19 protein-coding genes are annotated in these 21315 nt (G+C 39.3%); 5 read left to right on the forward strand and 14 right to left on the reverse strand.

The annotated features are described in order from the left end of the window. Nucleotides 1–47: 47 nt before the first annotated feature. The 6 genes from EKM81_RS06270 to EKM81_RS06295 form a co-directional block, all read right to left on the reverse strand. Complete coding sequence (locus EKM81_RS06270; RefSeq protein WP_125649955.1) at nt 48–461, reverse strand: Mini-ribonuclease 3; 414 nt, start codon at nt 459–461, stop codon at nt 48–50. Continuing rightward, on the reverse strand, nt 458–1864 hold the full coding sequence (gene cysS / locus EKM81_RS06275) for a cysteine--tRNA ligase (protein WP_125649958.1): 1407 nt from the start codon (nt 1862–1864) through the stop codon (nt 458–460). The genes EKM81_RS06270 and cysS overlap by 4 nt, the downstream gene beginning before the upstream one ends. 130 nt (nt 1865–1994) lie before the next feature. Next, a complete protein-coding gene (gene gltX, locus EKM81_RS06280; protein ID WP_125649961.1) occupies nt 1995–3485 on the reverse strand; it encodes a glutamate--tRNA ligase in 1491 nt (496 codons plus the stop codon). Between the two features lie 348 nt (nt 3486–3833). Beyond that, nucleotides 3834–4958: a PIN/TRAM domain-containing protein gene (locus EKM81_RS06285; RefSeq protein ID WP_125649965.1), complete on the reverse strand. Its 1125-nt coding sequence runs from the start codon at nt 4956–4958 to the stop codon at nt 3834–3836. Nucleotides 4959–4994: 36 nt separating this feature from the next. Then, nucleotides 4995–6392 (reverse strand): DNA repair protein RadA, encoded by a 1398-nt coding sequence (radA, locus tag EKM81_RS06290; RefSeq protein ID WP_125649968.1) that lies wholly within the window; start codon nt 6390–6392, stop codon nt 4995–4997. Nucleotides 6393–6470: 78 nt separating this feature from the next. Next, entirely contained in the window at nt 6471–7010 is a 540-nt protein-coding gene (locus EKM81_RS06295; protein WP_125649970.1) for a dCTP deaminase/dUTPase family protein, read from the reverse strand. 334 nt (nt 7011–7344) lie between these two features. On the opposite strand from EKM81_RS06295, the gene EKM81_RS06300 reads away from it, so the two are divergent. Both EKM81_RS06300 and rpiA read left to right on the forward strand, forming a co-directional pair. Further along, nucleotides 7345–7644, forward strand: coding sequence for a GNAT family N-acetyltransferase (locus EKM81_RS06300; RefSeq protein ID WP_125649972.1), 300 nt, complete (start codon nt 7345–7347; stop codon nt 7642–7644). A 1-nt stretch (nt 7645) separates the two neighbouring features. Beyond that, nucleotides 7646–8335, forward strand: a complete 690-nt coding sequence (rpiA, locus tag EKM81_RS06305) for a ribose-5-phosphate isomerase RpiA (protein ID WP_263853324.1) — start codon at nt 7646–7648, stop codon at nt 8333–8335. A gap of 296 nt (nt 8336–8631) precedes the next feature. Here rpiA and EKM81_RS06310 read toward each other — a convergent pair whose 3' ends face one another. Beyond that, a complete protein-coding gene (locus EKM81_RS06310) occupies nt 8632–9594 on the reverse strand; it encodes an AEC family transporter (RefSeq protein WP_125649976.1) in 963 nt (320 codons plus the stop codon). Nucleotides 9595–9684: 90 nt separating this feature from the next. Next, nucleotides 9685–11307, reverse strand: coding sequence for a malolactic enzyme (locus EKM81_RS06315; protein WP_125649978.1), 1623 nt, complete (start codon nt 11305–11307; stop codon nt 9685–9687). Between the two features lie 186 nt (nt 11308–11493). Here EKM81_RS06315 and EKM81_RS06320 point away from each other — a divergent pair, with 186 nt between their 5' ends. From EKM81_RS06320 to EKM81_RS06325, 3 genes are read left to right on the forward strand one after another with little or no spacing between them, the layout of a single operon-like run. Further along, the gene (locus EKM81_RS06320; RefSeq protein WP_125649980.1) at nt 11494–12372 is read left to right on the forward strand and encodes a LysR family transcriptional regulator; all 879 of its coding nucleotides are present in this window, start codon (nt 11494–11496) and stop codon (nt 12370–12372) included. Nucleotides 12373–12389: 17 nt separating this feature from the next. Then, nucleotides 12390–12557, forward strand: a complete 168-nt coding sequence (locus EKM81_RS11180) for a hypothetical protein (protein ID WP_164509232.1) — start codon at nt 12390–12392, stop codon at nt 12555–12557. A 23-nt stretch (nt 12558–12580) separates the two neighbouring features. Next, nucleotides 12581–13150 (forward strand): GNAT family N-acetyltransferase, encoded by a 570-nt coding sequence (locus EKM81_RS06325; protein ID WP_191987270.1) that lies wholly within the window; start codon nt 12581–12583, stop codon nt 13148–13150. Nucleotides 13151–13433: 283 nt separating this feature from the next. Here EKM81_RS06325 and EKM81_RS06330 read toward each other — a convergent pair whose 3' ends face one another. The 6 genes from EKM81_RS06330 to EKM81_RS06355 form a co-directional block, all read right to left on the reverse strand. Continuing rightward, nucleotides 13434–14720, reverse strand: a complete 1287-nt coding sequence (locus tag EKM81_RS06330; RefSeq protein ID WP_225420200.1) for an NCS2 family permease — start codon at nt 14718–14720, stop codon at nt 13434–13436. Between the two features lie 357 nt (nt 14721–15077). After that, entirely contained in the window at nt 15078–15767 is a 690-nt protein-coding gene (gene pgmB / locus EKM81_RS06335; RefSeq protein ID WP_125649982.1) for a beta-phosphoglucomutase, read from the reverse strand. Between the two features lie 18 nt (nt 15768–15785). Then, a complete protein-coding gene (locus EKM81_RS06340; protein ID WP_125649984.1) occupies nt 15786–18080 on the reverse strand; it encodes a glycoside hydrolase family 65 protein in 2295 nt (764 codons plus the stop codon). 169 nt (nt 18081–18249) lie between these two features. Continuing rightward, nucleotides 18250–19056, reverse strand: a complete 807-nt coding sequence (locus tag EKM81_RS06345) for a hypothetical protein (RefSeq protein ID WP_125649986.1) — start codon at nt 19054–19056, stop codon at nt 18250–18252. A gap of 27 nt (nt 19057–19083) precedes the next feature. Further along, entirely contained in the window at nt 19084–19950 is an 867-nt protein-coding gene (locus EKM81_RS06350) for a sugar ABC transporter permease (protein ID WP_125649988.1), read from the reverse strand. Nucleotides 19951–19952: 2 nt separating this feature from the next. After that, a complete protein-coding gene (locus tag EKM81_RS06355) occupies nt 19953–21254 on the reverse strand; it encodes a sugar ABC transporter permease (protein WP_125649990.1) in 1302 nt (433 codons plus the stop codon). Between the last annotated feature and the right edge of the window lie 61 nt (nt 21255–21315).

The following is a 21315-nucleotide window of genomic DNA, read 5'->3' on the forward strand; positions in this document are numbered from 1 at the left end:
TAGTCCGTGGATATTTCTTGCCACGATTATCTTGCTTAAAGGGTGCTTTATTTCTTGGTTGTTTCTTCACGTTTTTTCTCCACTTCTGTCAGGCACCATTGGGCCAACTCAGCAATTCGTGCCTCTTGTTTGGTCAACTTTAAATAACCAAACACAGCTTCAAATCCGGTCGACATCCGATAAGTAATTACTTCTGTATTTTTTGCTTTGGTGTAGCTTTTAGCATTGCGTCCACGATGATAAACTGCCAATTCCGCCGACGTGAGAATTTGTTCAGTTTGCATCTGTTCAATTAATGCCGCCTGAGCCTTAGCCGATACAAATTGTACCGCTTGTCGTTGTAACTGATTAGGTTTACTGACCCCAAGTTCAAGCAGGTGTTCCCGAACAAAAACTTCATAAACGCCGTCGCCTAAATAAGCTAAGGCAATACCATTCAAGCTTTGCGCTAAATTACTCATGCGCGACGCCACCTCGTTCCTTGGGCTGTGTCCTCTAGAATAATACCAGCAGCAGTCAATTGATCACGAATCTCGTCACTAGTTTGATAGTCTTTCGCTGCTCGGGCTGCATTTCGCTTGACAATTAGATCGGCTACTTCTGCATCTAACCCCACTGTCTGACTTAAATCAACACCATAAATCTCGACAAATTGGTCAAGTTGCTGAACTAAAGCCATTAAAGTGTCTAGTTTAATTTCTGGATTGAGCGCGTACTTATTCATAAAACGAACATATTCGTGAATGACGGCAAGGCCATTTTGAACATTAAAATCATCGTCAAAGGCTGTTTTGAATTGATCAACAAATAAATGGCGCTGGCCATCAATTGCCACATCATTACCAGCAACAGCATCTTTTCGCCGATATAACAAATTAGCGCGGGCAATTTTGAAACGCTGAATTTCCGCTAAAGCATCATCCAAACCAGCTTCAGTATAACGTAATGGTCGCCGATAATGAGTTGCTGCCATGAAAAATCGAATAGCTTGCGGATCAAATTGACTGAGCGCTTCGTGAGCAGTCACAAAGTTACCTAAAGACTTACTCATTTTTTCGTCATCAGTGCCTACGGTCACAAAACCATTATGCAACCAATAATTAGCAAACTTCTGGCCCGTAAAAGTCTCGCTTTGGGCAATTTCATTTTCATGATGTGGGAAAGTTAAATCTTCACCACCACCATGAATATCAATCGTCTTACCCAGGTATTTAATCGCCATTACTGAACATTCAACATGCCAGCCTGGTGAACCAGGCCCCCATGGTGACTCCCAGAAAACCTCGCCAGGCTTAGCTGCCTTCCATAAAGCAAAGTCAATTGGATCTTCCTTACGTGCCGTTTCCTCAGAGTTGGTTCGTTGGCTAGCGCCAACTTCTAATTCTGATAACGGCTGATGCGAAAGTTTACCGTATTCTGGAAATTTCTTAGCGCGAAAATAAACATCCCCGGCAACTTCATAAGCCATGCCTTGTTCAACCAGATTAGTCACCAAGTCAATAATCTCTTTAATATTCTCGGTTGCCCGAGGATGATAAGTTGCTGGTTCGATATTTAAAGCAGCACTATCTTCATTAACTGCAGCAATATATTTAGCTGCAACTGCCGCGACTGTTGTTTTTTCAGCTGTTGCTGTCCGGGCTAATTTTTCACCAATATCAGTGAAATTGGAAATATAATCAACTTGATAGCCACTAAATTCCAAATAACGCCGAATAGTGTCAAAAGCCACCGCACTACGAGCATTACCAATATGAATATAATTATAAACGGTAGGCCCACAAACATACATCCGCACCTTACCAGGTTCAATTGATTTAAAAGGTTCTTTTTCGCGAGTTAACGTGTTGAAAACTTCCAGCATGGACTAATAACCTCCATTAAGTTGTATCGTTTCAGAATTAAAGTGAATATAAAAAGACTGAAACAAAATTGTTCCAGTCTCTAATATAGCATAAAAGTAAGCTAGTTTGATATCAAGTTTAGCGAAACAATTAGGCTTGCATTTGCTTCAAAGTTTCAACAATATGCTTGGCAGTTTTTTCACGGCCTAATAATTCTAGGGATTCGCCTAATTGGGGACCATGCATTGAACGCGTAGTAGCAATTCGAATTGGCATGTACAATTTACGACCGCGAACGCCAGTATCCTTCTGAACTTGTTTAACAACTTTCATAATTTGAACAGAAGTAAAGTGATCAATGTTGTCAATTCCTGCTTTGAAAGCTTCCAAAACTGGTAAGGCATCATCATCAGCTAATTCCTTCATTGCTGCTTCATCAAGTTCTTGTGGTTCTTCAAAGAAGACATCAGAAAGTTCTGTGATTTGCGCAGTATAACTCATTTGATCCTTATAAAGGGAGATTAACTGCCGGGCCCATTCAATCTCCATTGGTTGGGGATCGTTGTTGACACGGCCTGCTTTAATCAAAGCATGTAAGGACAAGTCGGTGATAACTTCGCTATCGGCCTTCTTCACATATTGGTTATTGACCCATTCCAACTTCTTCGCATCAAAAGCTGCTGGTGACTTACTCAAACGTTTTTCATCAAATTCTTTAATGAGTTCTTTACGGTTAAAGACTTCGTTCGTGCCTACAGGTGACCAACCTAGTAAAGCAATGAAATTAAACATTGCATCAGGTAAATAACCTAATTCTTTATATTGTTCAATAAATTGAAGAACACTTTCATCACGTTTGCTAAGTTTCTTACCAGTGGCCGCGTTAATAATCAGCGTCATGTGGCCAAAGACAGGCGGATTCCAACCAAAAGCTTCATAAATCATCAATTGTTTTGGTGTGTTAGCAATATGATCGTCCCCACGCAGAACATGAGTAATTTTCATCATATGATCATCAACAACAACCGCAAAGTTATAAGTTGGCATGCCGTCGCGCTTCTGAATGACGAAGTCACCACCAACTGCTTCTGAATCAAAACTAATGTCGCCCTTAACTAAATCTTTGAACTTGTAAGTCCGATTTTCAGGAACGTGGAAACGAATAACTGGTTCCAAACCTTTTGCTTTAGCAGCGGCAATTTTAGCTTGCTTCTCATCCTCAGATAATCCAGCGTATTCGTAAACGTAATGTGGCATTTCACTGTTAGCCCGTTGTTCTTCACGTTCGGCTTCCAACTCGTCTTCAGTTTTATAAGATTCGTATGCTAAGCCACGATCAACTAACTGTTGAATCAGTGGTTGATAGATTGACATCCGTTCAGACTGACGATATGGGCCATAATCGCCGCCAATATCAGGACCTTCATCCCAATCCATTCCCAGCCACTTCAGGTTTTCTAACTGGCTTTGCTCGCCACCAACCATGTTTCGTTTAGTATCCGTATCTTCAATCCGAATAATAAACTTACCTTTATTGTGTCGTGCAAATAAGTAGTTAAATAACGCAGTCCGGGCGTTACCAATGTGTAAGTGTCCTGTTGGACTTGGTGCGTAACGAACTCGAATTTCATCCTTTGCCATGTTCAAAATACTCCTTTTTCTGAAAATACCAATTACAAGTGTAACGATTTTAGTGAGTTAAAACAAGGGCTGAGCCCCAACTAAAAACATAATTTAGTTCAATTTTAGTTTTGTCAATATTTATCGGGTTTCAATCACAACCTTTTTGAGGCTGGGACTGAAGTGTCACTTTTGTTAAAAATAAATTTGGGTTGCTGAAACGTGTTCTCAAAAGGCAACCGGTTCCGCTTAACGTAAAAATGCTCACCGACTGACCGCCTTTTGGCACATTCTCATTTAAAGAAGCTGGTGGCAGACTAAGTGGCTTTTATCAAACACTGCTTCTCAGTCCGTTGCCAGAAAAACGATTTATTTTTTACTAGCATGTTCGGTAATCCCGTGCTGAGCATGTAACGGTTTTGCAAAAATCATCCGACCAGCTGCCGTCTGTAAAGCACTGGTAATGACCACTTGAATTTCTTTATTTAAGTAGTACTGACCATCTTCAACAACAACCATGGTGCCATCTTCTAAGTAAGCAACCCCTTGTTGTCGTTCAGTCCCAGCTTTAACGACTGTGACTGTCATCGCTTCGCCAGGTAAAACAGCTGGTTTCAGCGCGTTGGCTAGTTGATTAATATTTAAGACAGGTACGTTCTGAAATTCAGAAACCTTGTTTAAATTGTAATCATTAGTCACAACAATGCCGTCAATCAACTTAGCTAGCTTAATTAATTTACTATCAACTTCAGTTAAATCGTCAAAGTCACCATCATAATTTTCAATTTTGACTTCAGGATCATCCTTCATCTCATTAAGAATATCTAAGCCACGACGACCGCGAGCACGTTTCAAACTATCAGCAGAATCCGAGATCAACTGCAATTCATGAACCACAAAAACGGGGACCAGTAAAACACCTTCTACAAAGCCTGTCTTAACTAACTCATGGATTCGGCCATCAATAATCACACTGGTATCCAAAATCTTATACTTATGGAAATTATCGTCAGGCTTGCGATCATAAATCAAATTTTCGACATTATTATCACTGCGTCGTTTACTAAACAGCTTCCGCCAGTCATCCATTTGAGTCGTCCCCAAACGAAAACCAAGATAGCCTAAAACAACCATCAATAGAATTGGCAGAAAAGTATTAATCAGAGAAATATTAATGCGATAAAGTGGAATAGCAATAACATTCGCCAGTAATAACCCGATTAGCAAGAATAACGAACCAAAAAGTAATTTCGTTGGATTCATCGCTAATATCTGTTTCTCCTTCTTACCTAAGAAACGTGCTAATGGCGGTAACAGCAATAACGACAAAAGATATAGAATAATTGCGCCAAGCAGTAAATTCGTTAAAGTCGTGTTTAACCAGCGGACATCAGCAAGGCCGAGTACTTCCCATAATGCTGGTAAAAAAGAATAGCCTGCAAAAGCCCCTGCAATGACAAAAAGTAATCGACCAATAAATTGTTTCCGTCTCATAAATTTCACCTCCTTTCAAATCACTTCAAATTATACTTAATCATTTGTATCCTGAAAAACCAAATAAATTGCCTGCTTGATTGTTTTAACACCAATTACTGCGATCCCCGCTGGCGCTTCCAGATCCGCTAAATTGTTTTTAGGGACAAATGCACGTTTAAAACCTAATTTAGCAGCCTCACGTAACCGTTCTTGTACCCGATTTACTCGCCGAATTTCGCCAGTTAGTCCGATTTCGCCAATAAAACAATCATCGGCGGGAATTTCTTTATTACGATAACTAGAGACAATCGCTAAGGCAATTGACAAATCAATTGCCGGCTCATCTAATTTTACCCCACCAGTAGCTTTAAGATAAGCATCTTGATTTTGTAACATCAAATTAGCGCGTTTCTCTAAAACAGCCATAATTAGCGCCACGCGATTATGATCAAGACCGGCTGCTGTTCGTTTAGCATTGCCATACATCGTTGGAGTAATCAAAGCCTGAATTTCTACCAGAATTGGCCGCGTGCCTTCCAAAGAAACGACCACCGCTGACCCAGTCGCATCAGCTAATCGTTCCTCAAGGAAAAGTTCAGAAGGATTCGCCACTTCACGAAGACCATCTTCGTGCATTTCAAAAATTCCCAATTCATTAGTCGAACCAAAGCGATTTTTCACTGATCGCAGAATGCGATAAGCATGATGCAGGTCGCCCTCAAAATAAAGAACAGTATCGACCATATGCTCCAGAATTTTAGGACCAGCAATCGCGCCATCTTTAGTCACATGGCCAACAACAAAAACTGTCCGCTGTTGTGTCTTGGCGATTTGCATCAATTCGGCAGTTACTTCGCGAATTTGTGAAACACTGCCAACAGCTGAACTTAATTCAGGAACATTCATCGTTTGCACCGAATCAATCACAATAAATTTTGGATCCAGTTCCGCAATAGTTTCTCGAATTGCGGTCATGTTTGTTTCTGGATATAAGTATAGCTTAGCACCTTTAACGCCTAAACGCGAAGCTCGCAACTTGATTTGGCCAGAACTTTCTTCACCAGAAACATAGAGCACTTTATCCCCAGTTGCCTGCAGCTGTCCACACACTTGTAACAACAACGTTGACTTACCAATACCAGGGTCACCACCAATAAGAATTAACGAGCCTGGCACAATTCCGCCGCCTAAAACACGATTCAATTCACCAAGTTCAGTTTTGATGCGAGGCTGCTTAGTTAAATCAACTTGACTTAACAACTGCGGCTTTTGTCGGTCCGTAAAGCTTCGTTGGCGACTAGGTTGCGCAGCAGCTGCAGCAGCACTTGGTGTGGGCTGAACTTCTTCTTCGACCATCTGATTCCAGGCCCCGCAATTAGGACAACGGCCAAAATTAGTTGGTGAGGTGTAGCCGCAATTCTGGCAAACATATTGAGTTTTGATTTTCGCCATATGAACTCCTTATTATTTTCCTATTACTATTAAATACGCAATCGTGATCAAAAAAATATTTTGAATTACCTGATCAGTTTATCGACCTGAGGAACCAAAACCACCTTGACGTTCTTGGGTAATTGGTTCTTCATCATCAGCGGTCAAATACTTCACGAAAATTCCTTGACCTAACCGATCACCTTTTTTGATGACCTGATCTCGTAAACCATAATTAACTAACTGGAAGAAAATTTCGCCTTCATTTTTGTCATTGTTATAGTAGTCTGCATCAATCACGCCGACGCCATTAGGCAAGATCAAGAATCGCTTTAAAGGGCTGCTAGAACGATTGACCAGCAACAATACTTCATCAGCAGGCATTTTAACCTTGATGCCTGTGGGCACTAATAAGGGCCGTAAAGCAGCCTCAGCCTGTAAATAATCTTTATTCATTAATTCGTGCTCATTATTGATCTTACGAAAGACCTTAACAAAATTCATCTTCCAAATTGATGGCAACACAAAATCCTCTGCAGCTGCAAAATCATAGCCTGCTGCATGCTTCGTTTGTCGCTGCGGTAAAGCCAGCTCCTGATCCTTAAAACGTGAAACAACCTCAAAACCACGAACACCCATTTATGCCAAACCTCCAAAAAGTTAATTAAAGATAACAGCTCATCTAAGTTAATATCATACCATTTCTCGGCAACCTGATAAATAATCTCTGTCAGTAAAAGCGATTAAATAAGTATTAATTACTAGCACTGGTTACTTATTATAAAAAAATCCAAATAATATGCGCAAACAGTCAGATAATCGGTGGATTGATGAATCGAAATGGACCTTGACCCAACTTACTGAAATGGCCGAAAAGAAACCAATTTTGAATTAACGCCAGATTAAATTGAAGCTAGCTAACTAAATAAGGTAGAATAAGGTTAGTTATTGAAAAGAAAAGGAGCGATGATTCATGGAATTTAATTATGAACCGGGACGTTTCTATCACTTAGGACCAGATCAGAAATTATTGGCGGAAGTCACTTTTCAAGAAGCCGCCAATCATGAGTTTTATGCATTAGACCACACTTTTGTTGACCCTAGTCTGCGTGGTCAAGGAATTGCCCGTCAATTAGTGGCTGCTGTAGTTGCCAAAGCGCGTGCTGATCACAAACAAATTATGCCGCTGTGTACTTATGCCAAACACGAATTTGAACAACGTGCAGACTACGCCGATGTTTATTATCATAATCCCAAAGGAGCTCAAGAATAGCATGGATCAGAATCAGTTAAAGCAGCAGGCCGCAGAAGCAGCTGTTAAATTCATTGAAGATGGTATGGTCATTGGTTTAGGTACTGGATCAACAGTTTTTTATCTGGTAGACGCCTTAGGTCGCCGGGTGCGCGATGAACATTTACAAATTACTGGTGTCGCTACCTCATCACGAACTGCCAAACAAGCCAGTGCTTTGGGGATTAAAATGATTGATTTAAACGACGCACCTGAACTTGACCTGACAATTGATGGCGCCGATGAGGTCGACCGTAATTTCCAAGGGATCAAGGGTGGCGGTGCTGCTCATTTACTCGAGAAAATTGTGGCATTAAATTCTAAACGGAATATTTGGATTGTTGATGCCAGCAAATTAGTCGCTCACTTAGGTGCTTTCCCATTGCCGCTAGAAGTCATTCCTTTTGGCGTCGAACATCTCTACCAACGCTTAGCTGCCAGGGACCTGAAACCTAAATTTCGACTTGATGAAAGCGGTCAGCGATTACTAACCCACAATAAAAACTATGTGATTGATTTACAACTCCAGCAAATTGACGATCCACATGCACTGGCCGACTGGCTGGACCATCAAACTGGGATTGTCGAACATGGTTTGTTCCTTGATTTAGTCAATCAAGTTGTTGTTGGCCGTGAGGACGGTGTCGAAATTCTTGACGCTGGCCGTGATTAAGCGCTGATCATTCTAAAATATCCACAACCAGCAAGCTAGCCTGGCGTCAGCATCAATTCTGTTTGATCAACTTAACTAAGCTTTTGGCACGATATAAAAGCAGCTGGGACAACAGTCATTTAACAAAAATAAGGCCGAGTTTTAACTGCTGAAACGTGTTCTTAAAAGGTAGCTGGTTCCGCTTAACGCCAAAAGACGAGCAATTCTACGAAGAATTGCTCGTCTTTTTACGTTATGATCACCGGCTAATTGCCTTTTGTCACACGCTGTTTTTGGATGATTGACAGTTTATTTAATTATAGTAGTGAGACAACTTGCATTAAGATTGGCACAACGACCACGAAGAGGACAGTTGAAGTTGTGACCACATTGGTTGCATAATCAACATCCCCATGAGACTGACCAACCAAAATAGGTAAGACGGCCAAACCTGGTGCTGCAGCTTGGATGATCAAAGTGCTACTTTCCAAGGATGGCATCGTCGTTCCCATTGAACGACCAATTAAGATGAAGCTGATCATCAATGCAGGTGCAAAGACAAACCGGCCTAATAAAGCCCAGACAGTGTCACGGTCAAATCGGATTGATTTTAAACCAGCATCAGCCAAAATAATCCCGATATAAATGAGTGACATTGGCGTCACGATTCCGCCAACCATATCTAAAGTTTTATTGATCCATTCTGGAACTGGAATGGCTAACAATAAGAAGACTAACGAAACTAAGAAACCAACCAATGGTGCAGGTAACAATTTACGCCAGTTGAAATCTTTTTTAGCGCCCTTTTCTGCGGTTGGATCATCATTTGAGATGAAGAAAACACCGACTGCCCAAGTTGAAACAGTGTTCATGACATAATAAACCAAGAAGTATGGCAAGCTTTTAGTGCCAAATAACGCCATATTTAATGGTAAGCCAATGAAAATCGTATTTGCATTGGCAAACATATTAATAAATGTCCCGCGACGACCTTTACGAACTTTAAGCACTTTCGTCAGTATCCAAGCCAATAAGTAGCTAGCAGCAAAACTACCAAATGCGAAAACTAAACCACCAGATAAACTTGCTAACTTATCGCGAGTCAAATATTTAAGTACTGAGACAAAGATTGAAGCTGGCAAAGCGACTTTCATAATGATAAAGGAAATCTCACCTTTAAATTTGTCACCCAAATGACCTGAACGTCGTAACCAATAGCCTAATGCAATCACTAGGACAATTTCAACAACACTTTGTAATGATGTGATAAATGCTTCCATGTTTTTACTACCCCCGTATTAAAATGAGCTCTATTAAAACAAATTAACTTTCTCTCCCGCTACTACTAAATTCAGTAATAACTGATTAGATTAATATTTTGGTGTCCACTTCAAAGCTTCGACGGCAGCTTGTGCATCAGTCGCATCTGACAACTTCTCAGCAATTGCTTGTTCAGCAACACCTAGCGCAACAGTCATACTGAATTGATTTAATTTAGACACTGGTGGTAAAACTGCAGCACCAGCCTTAGTTGGGTCAACAATGCCACCAAGTGAATGAGCAGCCTTGTTGATCATGCCATCGCTTAATAACTTCGCAGAAACTGCCAGCGCACCTAACCCAAGACCTGGATAGACTAACGCATTGTTTGCCTGACCAATTTCATAAGTCACACCATTATATTCGATTGGATCAACTGGGATACCTGTTGCAATTAAAGCTTTGCCATTAGTCCAAGCTAATAAGTCTTCAGCTTTTGCTTCAGCTAATTTAGTTGGATTTGATAATGGGAAAATAATTGGCCGTGGTGTATGAGCAGCCATTTCTTTAACAATCTCTTCTGTAAATGAGCCAGGTTGAGTTGAAGTACCAACTAAGATTGTCGGGTGAACAGCTTTAACAGCTGCCGCTAAGTTGGTCAATTCATCAGCATTAGCAAACTCACTACGACTGTGTGTAAATGGCTTTTGTTCTGGTGTTAAGCCTTCAGTATCATCGAAAAGCAAACCTTGCTTGTCAACTAAATAGAAATGTTGCTTAGCTTCTTCTTCAGATAAACCTTCTTCAACCATAGCATCGTAAATCCGCTTAACGATCCCAGCACCGGCAGTGCCAGCACCAAATGACATGTAAACTTGATCAGTCAATTTCTCATGAGAAATATTTAAAGCGCCTAAGATACCAGCCAAAGTGATAATCCCAGTACCTTGAATATCATCATTGAAAGTTAAAATATGTTCGCGATATTTGTTCAAAATATTAGCAGCATTATCACGACCAAAGTCTTCAAAATGTAAATACATATCAGGGAATAACTTTTCAGCCAATGCCACAAATTTGTCAACAAAATTGTAGTAAGGTTGACCAGTCACACGTTGATGATGATTGCCAAGATAAAGTTCGTCATCTAATAATTTCTGATTATTCGTACCAGAATCCAAGACAACTGGTAAAACCATACTTGGATCAATCCCGGCAGCAGCTGTGTAGACCATCAATTTACCAACCGAAATGTCGACACCTTGAACACCCCAGTCACCAATACCAAGAATACCTTCGCCATCAGTAACCACGATTAAACGAATATCGCGATCACCAGCAGCATTTTTCAAAGCTGCTGCCATGTCATCTTGCGCATCAATTGATAAGTAAGTGGCATTCTGTGGATCTAAGAACAACCGACTATAATTTTCAATCGTGTCAGCAATTGTTGGGTCATAAACGACCGGCATAAACTCGTAAACATGTTCGCTAAATAATTTATAGAACAATACCCGATTTTCATTGAAAATATCCATTAAGAACAAACGTTTAGCTAAAAATGTTTCCCGCATCTTGTACTGTTCATAAGCTTGTTCTACTTGCTGGTCCAAAGTTTGAACAAATGGTGGTAATAAACCTTCAATTTTGTTAGCTTGACGTTCAGCTGCAGTAAATGCAGTTCCTTTATTTAAGAATGGATCATGAAGTAATTCTAAACCTGTCTTAGTCATAGTCGACAACCTCCAAATTCAAATCATCAGGAATTTATTTGCTCTCATCAAGTAAATTCGAAAAACATTTGTGATTGATTATATTCCTGATCTAATTAACTTACGGTGCCTACTATAGCCCTCTATAAAAATCATAGTCAAATATGTTATAATTAATAAATATTATTTATAGGTGTTGATATAGCAATGAATTTTAAGGACTTACGTTACTTTCAAAAACTTTCCGAGAAAAAAAGTTTTTCGGAAACCGCAAAATTTTTTCAGGTCAGCCAACCAACGATCACTTATGCGCTGAAAAGATTGGAATCTGAATATGGTGTCATGCTCGTTGAACGTAAAAGTTATGCCAATTCGTTACAGTTGACGCCAGCGGGGACCCAATTACAACAACATATTCAGCGAATTTTACACGAAGATCAGTTGATCAGTCATGACTTGCGTCGAATCAAATCTCGGCAAATCAAAGTTGGCCTACCACCAATTATTACTAATTATTTATTTCCAAAAGTTTTTAGTACACTGCGGCGAGAGAAGTTATTAAGTACAATCGAACCGATCGTGAATGGCTCACACAAACTTGAACAACTATTACAAACGGGCCAACTGGATATTTCCTTATTGGGTAGTACCAGCCTGCCGCAGGATCCTAATTTGTCATATCAAATTATTCGCGCGCATCAATTTAAATTGATCGCCTCAATTGACCATCATTTTAAAATGCCATTGAACATCACTGACTTAGCCCAAGAGGATTTTATTCTATTAGATGAGCAATCTGTTCATCAACAAGTTTTTCAATACTTTACTCAGAAATATCAAGTCGTCCCCAATGTTATTTATCAGACCAGTGAATATCGCCTCTTGCTAGATTTAGTTAAACAAAATCAGGGCATCAGTTTTATCACTGAAACTGCGATTCTTGGTGAAGGTGGGATTCAACAATTGCCGATTCCCAATTTACAATTACCACCATTTTATTTATTATTAGTTTATCGTAATAGTTCATTACCAGATCCGCAGCTACAAAAATTAATTGACATTTTCAGCACGATTCCATTTCTCTAATGAAATGAGGTGTACTCATGAAAAAAATTAAAGTTCAAAACAAAGCTGAACTGATTGTTGGTTTATTATTGTTATTCGCCCTACTGGCCGCCTATACTGACCACAATTATTCGTTATCGATTGTTTTCTTAATTACCGGTCTAATCTTTACTTTTGGTGGCTTCAAACATGTTTCTTCAAAATAATTCGCTGAAACTAGGTTAATTCTATGACAAAAAAATACCATCCTTACTGGTATTTCGCACCGGCAAACATCACAATGCGCTTGGGCTACTATGACGAAGCCAGTGCCTACTATCAGCAGAACTTCAATCCTGTTGACCAAGAGATTGTACTGCTAACTGGCTGTGCACCATCATTTACTGAAACTGAGGTAGTTGATTTCTTTCATAATTGTTGTCTAGATGCCAATCGTTACGACTTTTTATTGATCAATCAACAACAACAAATTATTGGTGAAAATGTCATCAACGAAATCGACTGGGCAAATCGCTGTGCCAATTACCGAATTGCAATTTTCCAACCACAAGCACGCAAACATGGTCTAGGAACCTGGGCAATTCAGCAAAACCGCGATTTTGCTTTTGAGCAATTACATCTTCACCGTCTAGAGCTTGATGTTTTTTCATTTAATTCTCGGGCACAACGGGCTTACCAGCGCGCTGGCTTTCAACTTGAAGGTCGACGCCGTGAAGCGATTCGTATTGATGACCATTATGCAGATGATCTGTTGATGGCGGCGATTAATCCTAATGACCATGTATCAGGCCACAATTAATTCGAGCTTCCGTGGCTCAATTGACGCCGCCTTGCCTGGATAAAAGAACAATTTAAATAGCCTGTCAGACAATTTCTTGACTTTCTTGAGAAATTACCTGACAGGCTTCTTTATGATTTTTTTAGCTATTAAACACATTGTTAGCTTTTGATAATAAGGTGCGGCGCCCAGCAACTATTTTGATCATTAAAAGTCTGGACATCAGTCATTTAGACGAAATAAGGTCGAATTTTGGTTGCTGAAACGTGTCCTCAAAAGGTAACTGCCGCTGGTCACATTCGCCTTAAATGGTTGCCGATAAAATTAGGTTTAATAAGAACAGAATTGAAACAGTTACAATAGCCGGATTTAACTCATCGGTTTTTTTAGCAAATATTTTAACTAGCGGATAAGCAATAAACCCAAATTCCAATCCTGTTGAAATACTGCCAGTCAGTGGAATCAACGTAATGATTAAGAATGCAGGAAACCAATCGTCTAGTGCCGCCATTTTAATATTGGCTAGTTCTTTCATCATTAAAGCCCCAGTAATAATAATCACTGGTGAAATCGCTGCTTGGGGAATCATGGCAATTAAAGGCGCCACAAAAATTGAAACGGCAAACATTATCCCTGACGTTAAGGCAGTCAAACCAGTTTTGCCACCACTCTGAATACCCGAAGCGCTTTCGGCAGCGGCAACTGTTGGACTCGTTGATAAGCCCGCCGATAATAATGCCGTCATTGAGCTTGCTTGAAATGATTTCTGAAATTTCCGAGGATCCGTTAATAAACCTTCTAACAAACCCATTGATTCAAAAATTAAAATCATCGACATTGAAAAGACCGCAATCAAAAATTTTGTATTAAAAAAGTGATTAAAGTCAAATTGAAAAAGTGCGTGGGTAAACTGACCAATATCATTAATTGAAACAGTAGTAGCGTTACTACTTTTTACGCCCAATAATTTGGCAATAACCGTAGTGATAATAATGCCAATTAGAAAATCACCAGGAACTCTTTTGACCATTAAGAATAAACAAATTACAATCCCAATGAAAGCGACAATTGTTGCTGGATCAGTAATTGAGCCAAACGATAATAGCGAACGACTACCACCTGACTTGATAATTTCAGCCTTCTCTAGTCCTAACTCAACTAAGAATAAGCCGATACCCACGGTAATTCCTTTTTTTAAATTGAGCGGGATTTTGTCAGATAAGATCCGACTTAATTTCGTAAAAGCAACAATGACATAGACTATCCCACTGAAAAGTGAAATTGTCAGTGCTTGTTGCCAAGTGAGATGCATCCCAGTGACCAACGTGTAGGTGAAGAAGGCATTAACCCCCATACCTGGTGTCAAAACCACTGGTGCATCGGCAAAAAGGGCCATGATCAAACAGCCTAGCGCTGACGAAATTGCCGTTGCAAAAAAAGTAATTGCCACTGGCATACCAGCATCCTTTAAAATCATTGGATTGACAATTAAAATATAAGAAATCGCAAAAAAACTTGTTAATCCAGCGATAATTTCAGTTTTCACACTAAAGCCTGTTTGATTGCGATCAAAAATTTTTATTTTTCCCACAAAATCCCTCCTAAACTCCAGTTCATATTATCATCTTTGGCCCAACTTTAAAAGATTACTTATTTTGCTATTAGTCCAATGGAGCTACCCGGGCAGCCGATGATTGATTCCGATTTGCAAGTCCAAATTAATGAGACCAACATTGACGCACACAAAAACAGCCTAGCAGCAACTCGTCTCAGTAGCCAAGGCTACTAAGAAGTTGGAACTAGGCTGTTTTCAAACTGATTTACTTTAGCAGATAACAAAAGTTCTGGTAGTAAAGTCAGGATGAATTTTAACTGCTAAAACGCGTTTTCAAAAGGCAACTAGTATTCCTTGATGCCAATGTGTCACACGCTGTTTAACTAATCGTCATTAGTCAATAGCCAAATCTTGATCATTTTGATCAGCATAGGCAGCTTTTATTTTTGCTAAAGAAACCTCAGCGGTGCAATTGAAGTTCAGATCAGCTTCATGCAAGATCTTAGGGTCACCAATCCCCACAGAAAATTCACCAGCACCATTAATTGATTGGATACCAGCAAAAGCATCTTCCAACCCAACTGCTTCACTAGGTTTAATATTCAAAAGTGCCGCGCCTTTGGCAAAAATCTCGGGATCAGGCTTGCCATGACGTAAACTTGCAGGATCAACAATTTTATCAAAGTAGGTTGTCAAACCTAAGCCCGCCAAAATGCGAGGTGCATTCTTTGAAGCTGAAGCTAACGACATACCATAATTTTCTGCTCGTAATTCATCAAGGAATTCTTTCATTCCAGGTAGAATATCAGCTGGCGTCATATGCGAAATCAATGCCACATAATAATCATTTTTCTTAGTGGCAAACACTTCTTTTTGTTCCTGAGTAAAATCATTTTCACGATGGCCAAACTTCAAAATAATGTTCAAAGAGTCCATCCGACTGACACCTTTAAGTTGCTCGTTAACACTAGGATTGATTGTAATCCCCAAATCGTCTTGAGCAATTTTAGCCCATGCTTGGTAATGAAAACGTGCGGTGTCAGTAATGACACCATCTAAATCAAAAACGAAACCTTTAATCATTATTCATTAATCCTTCCATTAATGTGCTTCATTAGCAATTGTAACTGCCTTAGCCGTTGGTAATGAGACTTCTTTACCATTGACCGCAACAACCAAATCATCGCCAGATAATACTTCTAACGTGGTTGCTTGATGACTAACAGTCACAGCTAACAAACGATCGCGATAATTAATTTGGAAACGATATTGTTGCCAATTTTCCGGACAGAAAGGCTTGAATGATAATTGACCTTGATGATGCCGCAAACCAGCAAAACCTTGGACAATTGAAAGCCAACCGCCACTCATTGAGGTAATGTGTAAGCCATCGGCAGTATCATTATTATAATTATCCAAGTCCAAACGTGCCGTCCGACTATACAATGAAACGGCTTTATCTTCTTCACCGATTTCAGCAGCTATAATACCATAAATACATGCAGAAAGCGATGATTCATGAACAGTCATTGGCTCATAAAAATCAAAATTACGCTTCTTCTCTGCTAAAGTAAATTGATCATCCAAGAAATAAATCCCTTGTAAAACATCAGCCTGCTTAATAAATGGCGAACGAAGAATCTTATCCCATGACCAATGTTGATTCAATGGACGCTCACTTGGATCAAGGGTTGAAACTGGCCGTAAATCCTTATCTAGATAGCCATCGTTCTGGACGAAAATACCTAATTTTTCATCGGTTGGATAATACATCCGAGTAACAATATCACGCCAATGATCTTGTTCTGCCGCACTAACATCTAGCTCAGTGGCTTTTTCAGAAGAAACTTGTTGTAAGATTTCTAAAGTATAACGCAAGACCCAAGTGGCCATCTGATTGGTGTACCAATTATTATTAACATTATTTTCATATTCGTTTGGTCCAGTAACACCGTGAATCATGTATTGTTGATGCCGCTTGGAGAAATGAACCCGATCAGCCCAGAAGCGAGCGATGCCAACCAACACATCGATACCCTTGGTTAAAACATAACTTGTATCTCCAGTATAGTCGGTATATTCATAAATTGCATGAGCAACAGCTGAATTACGATGCAATTCTTCAAAGGTGATTTCCCATTCGTTATGACATTCGATCCCGTCAAAAGTCACCATTGGATACAAGGCACCCTTAAGTCCTTGTTGCCGCGCATTGTGGAAAGCACCAGCTAATTGATTATAGCGATATTCCAATAATTGCCGGGTAACTTGTGGCTTAGTCACTGAAACATACATGGGCACAATAAAGGCTTCAGTATCCCAGTAAGTTGCACCACCATATTTCTCACCAGTGAAACCCTTAGGACCAACATTAAGCCGTGAATCTTCACCATAATAAGTCATAAATAATTGCAAAATATTAAAGCGAATCCCTTGCTGAGCGGCAGGATCCCCAGAAATTTCAACATCTGCTTGAGCCCAACGTTTCCGCCATGCAGCATCTTGCTCAGCTAAGTGTGTTGCCAGTGACTTTTCAGCGGCAGCTGCTAAAACTTTTGTAGCGGCTGCTTTTTGGTCAGCCGTCTTAACATCACGACTAGTAACGACAGCAATTTGTTTACGTAAAATAACTTTTTGACCAGCCTTTAAAGTTGTCTTAATCGTTTCGCTAACTTTTGCGGGACTAGCACTAGCAGTCCGCTCAACTTGCGCATCACTTTCAACTAAGTTGGTCATCTGTTCAGTAACAGAAAAACGTGGTGTTCCAAAAGGATTCGGCTTAGTTTCCATTGTTAAACTATAATGGTCAGCAGTTGCCTCTTGGTTAACGAACTGCCAAAAAGCCTCTTCGTAATTAGAATCTTCATTATGCACATTACCATTAATCGAAGGTGCAAATTCCAACTCAGCCTGGCCACTTAAAACTTCAGCTGAAACAGTAATCAAGCCTAACTCGCGGGTAACAACACTCATAAAACGTAAAAAACTAAATTTAACTTTGGTATCACCAAAAGTCGCAATGAATGAACGCCGCAATACGCCGTCATGCATATCCAATTCCAAATCAAAATCAGTAAAGTCAGTCTTAGCTAAATCTAGAGTCGCACCATTCACTTTAATCGGAATCCGGAGAAAGTCTGGTGAGTTGATGGCCTTACCAAAATATTTAGGATAACCATTCTTCCACCAGCCAACCCGAGTCTTATCTGGGAACCAAACACCAGCAAGATAAAGGCCTTGGTGTGTATCACCAGAATAATCCTCTTCAAAATTACCCCGCATCCCCATATAACCATTACCAATGGACGTAATACTCTCTTGTAATCGTTTATCATCAATGGCTAATTGATTTGTTTTGATCACCCAAGGATCAATTTCAAATAATCGCTTTGTCATGTTAGAACCTCCTAAATCTCTACTTTATATTCTCATGAGATCAGTACCCAATCAACGGATATCCAGCTGTTATCGATAACAGAATACCTAACTAAACTGTTATTTTTTATCAATGATCTTGGGTTAAAAAAAACATCTAAAATGTGATCATTTTAGATGTCTTAATGACTCAACTAATAAATTGATCACTAAATCTCGTTCGCCAATAAATCGCTAGTACTGACAGCGCTAGAAAAACTGAATAAATAGTGAACATTAACGTAAAATCAAATCTGATAAAGCCAACAAACATTGCTGCAATAATGCCATAAAATGAGGCATTTAAGGTAATATTCATTGCTTCTTTGAATCCCTTAACCGAAGTCTTAGGATTACGTTTCATTAGTGATATGAAGAAAGCTGCACCAAGAACTAGGAGCAAGTTAGAACCAACCACAATCAGACCAACAGAAAACATCATTAACATCACAATTGTGCCCCGATTTGACCGATACCAACTGGCCTTCAAGAATTTAGTGATTTGTCTTTGTGGATCAACCTGATCTGTTACTTGATAAGCTGCTGGAAATTGACGAGATTGCTCTTGAATAATGAACTGGGTCTTCTGTAAGTTCAGCGCTGATTTCTTTTGGTGTAACTGTTTACTTGATAAATTAATACCAATAATAGTGTTCTTAGTTTGATAAATAATCTGGGTCTGATCATTTTGTAATTTATTATCATCAAATCGAAATGACTTGGCCGCCTGTTTTAATTCTGGACGTGAGAGTAAACTTGTCGATGTTGGCAAGAAAGCATGAAAATTAAAAGTTTGTTGTTGGGCATAAAACATGGGAATCGGTAAAATCATTAATGCGTTCAAAAAGATAAAAATAATGATCATTTGCAACCAATTCAGCGCACGTCGTCCTTTAAACATTGCCTTTGGCGTTATTGCCGACATAAAGTAACGTACTGGAAAAGCAACTTTTTTCATGGCTCACAATCCAATCTTTTGAGATAATTAACCTTTAGTACTACCTGATAATAATCCACTAGTAAAGTACTTTTGTAAATAGAAGAACAGAATACTAATTGGTAAAGCAATTAAAATTGCCCCAGCAGCAAACAGGACTACTTGTTGATCGCGTGCGTTCGTAATAAATTGCTGTAACCCAACGGCAACTGTTAAATGTTCATCCGAACGTAACAAGAACTTAGCCATAATGTAATCGCCGAATGGTCCCATAAATGCCCACAAGGATTGAACGGCAATCATTGGTTTAACCAATGGCAAAACAATTTGCCAGAATACCCGGAAGTTACCGGCACCATCAAGTTTAGCTGATTCATCCAAATCATATGGTACAGAATCAAAGTAACCTTTCATCAGCCAAGTATTCATCGGAATACCACCACCAATGTAAATCAAGGTCAAGAACCAATAATGATCAAGAGCACCAAGTAAGTTGGCCATGACATAAAATGCGGTTAAGGCCGCCATGGTTGGTACCATTTGAATAACGACGAAGAACATCAGACTAAATCGTTTACCAATAAAGCGATAGCGACTATAAACATAACCTGCTAAAGTAATGACACAAACTTGTACCAGCATGGTAAAGAACGAAATAACCAAAGTATTCTTGTACCAAGTACCATAAAGCGTTTCTGCGAATAACCGGTGGAAGTTATTCAACGTCCACTTCGAATTGAAGTCCAGAGTAAATGATTGGACATTGCCGGCCTTAAAGGCTGAACTAACTGTAATTAAAACTGGATAAATAATGATAATCGCTAGAATAACCATATAAAGATACGTGAAGAAATGGTTCACGCGACGTTTTCTAATTGCCGAATGTTCATTAATATTTTTTTGTTTGCGAGCCATTTTTAGTCATCTCCTAAGTCAAACGCGCCAGTCCGTTTAAAGACAATTAGTGAAACACCGATGACAATCACTGAAATCAGTAAAGTAACCGCGGCAGCGATTGAATATTGTGGTGACTGGCCAGTTGTTAATTTATAAATCCAAGAAATCAAGATATCGGTACCACCAGCACCGCCACCAACATCGCCAGGACCACCATCATTAAACAGATAGATCATTGAGAAGTTGTTAAAGTTACCAGTATATTGCGTAATAAAGATTGGTGCAGCAACCGTGAAAATTGTTGGTGCTGTGATGTGACTAAACTTCTGAATTGCAGTTGCACCATCAAGGGTCGCAGCTTCATATAAGTCGTTAGGAATTGCCTGCAGAATCCCGGTAACCATGACGTAAATATAAGGAAAGCCCAACCAACCTTGAATCATAATAATCGCAACTTTAGTCCAGTTAGGATCTGTTTTCCAAGATGGTAATGGCATATGCAAGAATGGCAAGATTTTATTGAAGAAAGGAATAACTTGCACATTAATGGCACCAGCGGAATCATTAAAAATATTAGAGAAACTCATGATTGAAATAAACGCTGGGATTGCCCATGGTAATAGGAAAATAACCCCGAAGAATCGTTTAAATTTAATGAAGTCTTGATTAGCAACAACGGCCGTAAAAATACCTATGAATAATTGTAAGGTTGTTGCTAACAGAGTCCAAATGATTGTCCAACCAAAAACAGCATTAAAGGTTTTACGGTAACTACTCAAAAAGAATAATGAAGTGAAATTCTTGAAGCCAACCCAATGCAACAAATGTGCAGGTGGAACATGGAGAAAATCATAATTTGAAAAGGCAATGAACAGCGTTACTAATACTGGGAAAACAATAATAAAGAGCATTAAGAAATATGCAGGAATTGAGAATAGATATGGAAAGCCACCATCACCAATATTCTTAATCATTTCCATAAATGTTTTCGAAGCTGGTTTACCTAAATTAATTTGATTAGCAATATTACCAGCGTCATAAATATTGGCAATATAGAGGATAACCGCGAAAACTAAGACAAGAATTTGTAAAGTTCCCTCAATCATCATGAATAATGAATTATCTACAACTGGTTGTGATCCCAGTGTAATCAGATCATGAATTGCTTGAAAACCAAAGACGATAAATTCAATTGCAAAACCGATAAACCCAATTAGAAAGATTATTCCCTTTAATATTTGTTGGTTGTAAAATTGACCAAGTCCTGGAATAATCGAGAGTAATCTGGCTTTCTTAGGGTCTTGAACTTTCGGATCAGTCATTACTGGTCCCTCCCTTTCCGTTATGTAAAATGTCGACGGATTTACAAACCCATCGACATTT

The organism is Lapidilactobacillus gannanensis (assembly GCF_003946675.1).
Taxonomy (GTDB): domain Bacteria; phylum Bacillota; class Bacilli; order Lactobacillales; family Lactobacillaceae; genus Lapidilactobacillus; species Lapidilactobacillus gannanensis.

Coding starts and splice junctions, on each gene's coding strand:
- EKM81_RS06295 (WP_125649970.1), bottom strand. CDS start 7,010: ATGGGTGTTCGTGGTTTTGAGGTTGTTTCACGTTTTAAGGATCAGGAG.
- EKM81_RS06270 (WP_125649955.1), bottom strand. CDS start 461: ATGAGTAATTTAGCGCAAAGCTTGAATGGTATTGCCTTAGCTTATTTA.
- EKM81_RS06325 (WP_191987270.1), top strand. CDS start 12,581: ATGACAAAAAAATACCATCCTTACTGGTATTTCGCACCGGCAAACATC.
- radA (WP_125649968.1), bottom strand. CDS start 6,392: ATGGCGAAAATCAAAACTCAATATGTTTGCCAGAATTGCGGCTACACC.
- EKM81_RS06345 (WP_125649986.1), bottom strand. CDS start 19,056: ATGAAAAAAGTTGCTTTTCCAGTACGTTACTTTATGTCGGCAATAACG.
- EKM81_RS06350 (WP_125649988.1), bottom strand. CDS start 19,950: ATGGCTCGCAAACAAAAAAATATTAATGAACATTCGGCAATTAGAAAA.
- EKM81_RS06340 (WP_125649984.1), bottom strand. CDS start 18,080: ATGACAAAGCGATTATTTGAAATTGATCCTTGGGTGATCAAAACAAAT.
- EKM81_RS06310 (WP_125649976.1), bottom strand. CDS start 9,594: ATGGAAGCATTTATCACATCATTACAAAGTGTTGTTGAAATTGTCCTA.
- EKM81_RS06300 (WP_125649972.1), top strand. CDS start 7,345: ATGGAATTTAATTATGAACCGGGACGTTTCTATCACTTAGGACCAGAT.
- gltX (WP_125649961.1), bottom strand. CDS start 3,485: ATGGCAAAGGATGAAATTCGAGTTCGTTACGCACCAAGTCCAACAGGA.
- EKM81_RS11180 (WP_164509232.1), top strand. CDS start 12,390: ATGAAAAAAATTAAAGTTCAAAACAAAGCTGAACTGATTGTTGGTTTA.
- EKM81_RS06355 (WP_125649990.1), bottom strand. CDS start 21,254: ATGACTGATCCGAAAGTTCAAGACCCTAAGAAAGCCAGATTACTCTCG.
- pgmB (WP_125649982.1), bottom strand. CDS start 15,767: ATGATTAAAGGTTTCGTTTTTGATTTAGATGGTGTCATTACTGACACC.
- EKM81_RS06320 (WP_125649980.1), top strand. CDS start 11,494: ATGAATTTTAAGGACTTACGTTACTTTCAAAAACTTTCCGAGAAAAAA.
- EKM81_RS06285 (WP_125649965.1), bottom strand. CDS start 4,958: ATGAGACGGAAACAATTTATTGGTCGATTACTTTTTGTCATTGCAGGG.
- rpiA (WP_263853324.1), top strand. CDS start 7,646: ATGGATCAGAATCAGTTAAAGCAGCAGGCCGCAGAAGCAGCTGTTAAA.
- cysS (WP_125649958.1), bottom strand. CDS start 1,864: ATGCTGGAAGTTTTCAACACGTTAACTCGCGAAAAAGAACCTTTTAAA.
- EKM81_RS06315 (WP_125649978.1), bottom strand. CDS start 11,307: ATGACTAAGACAGGTTTAGAATTACTTCATGATCCATTCTTAAATAAA.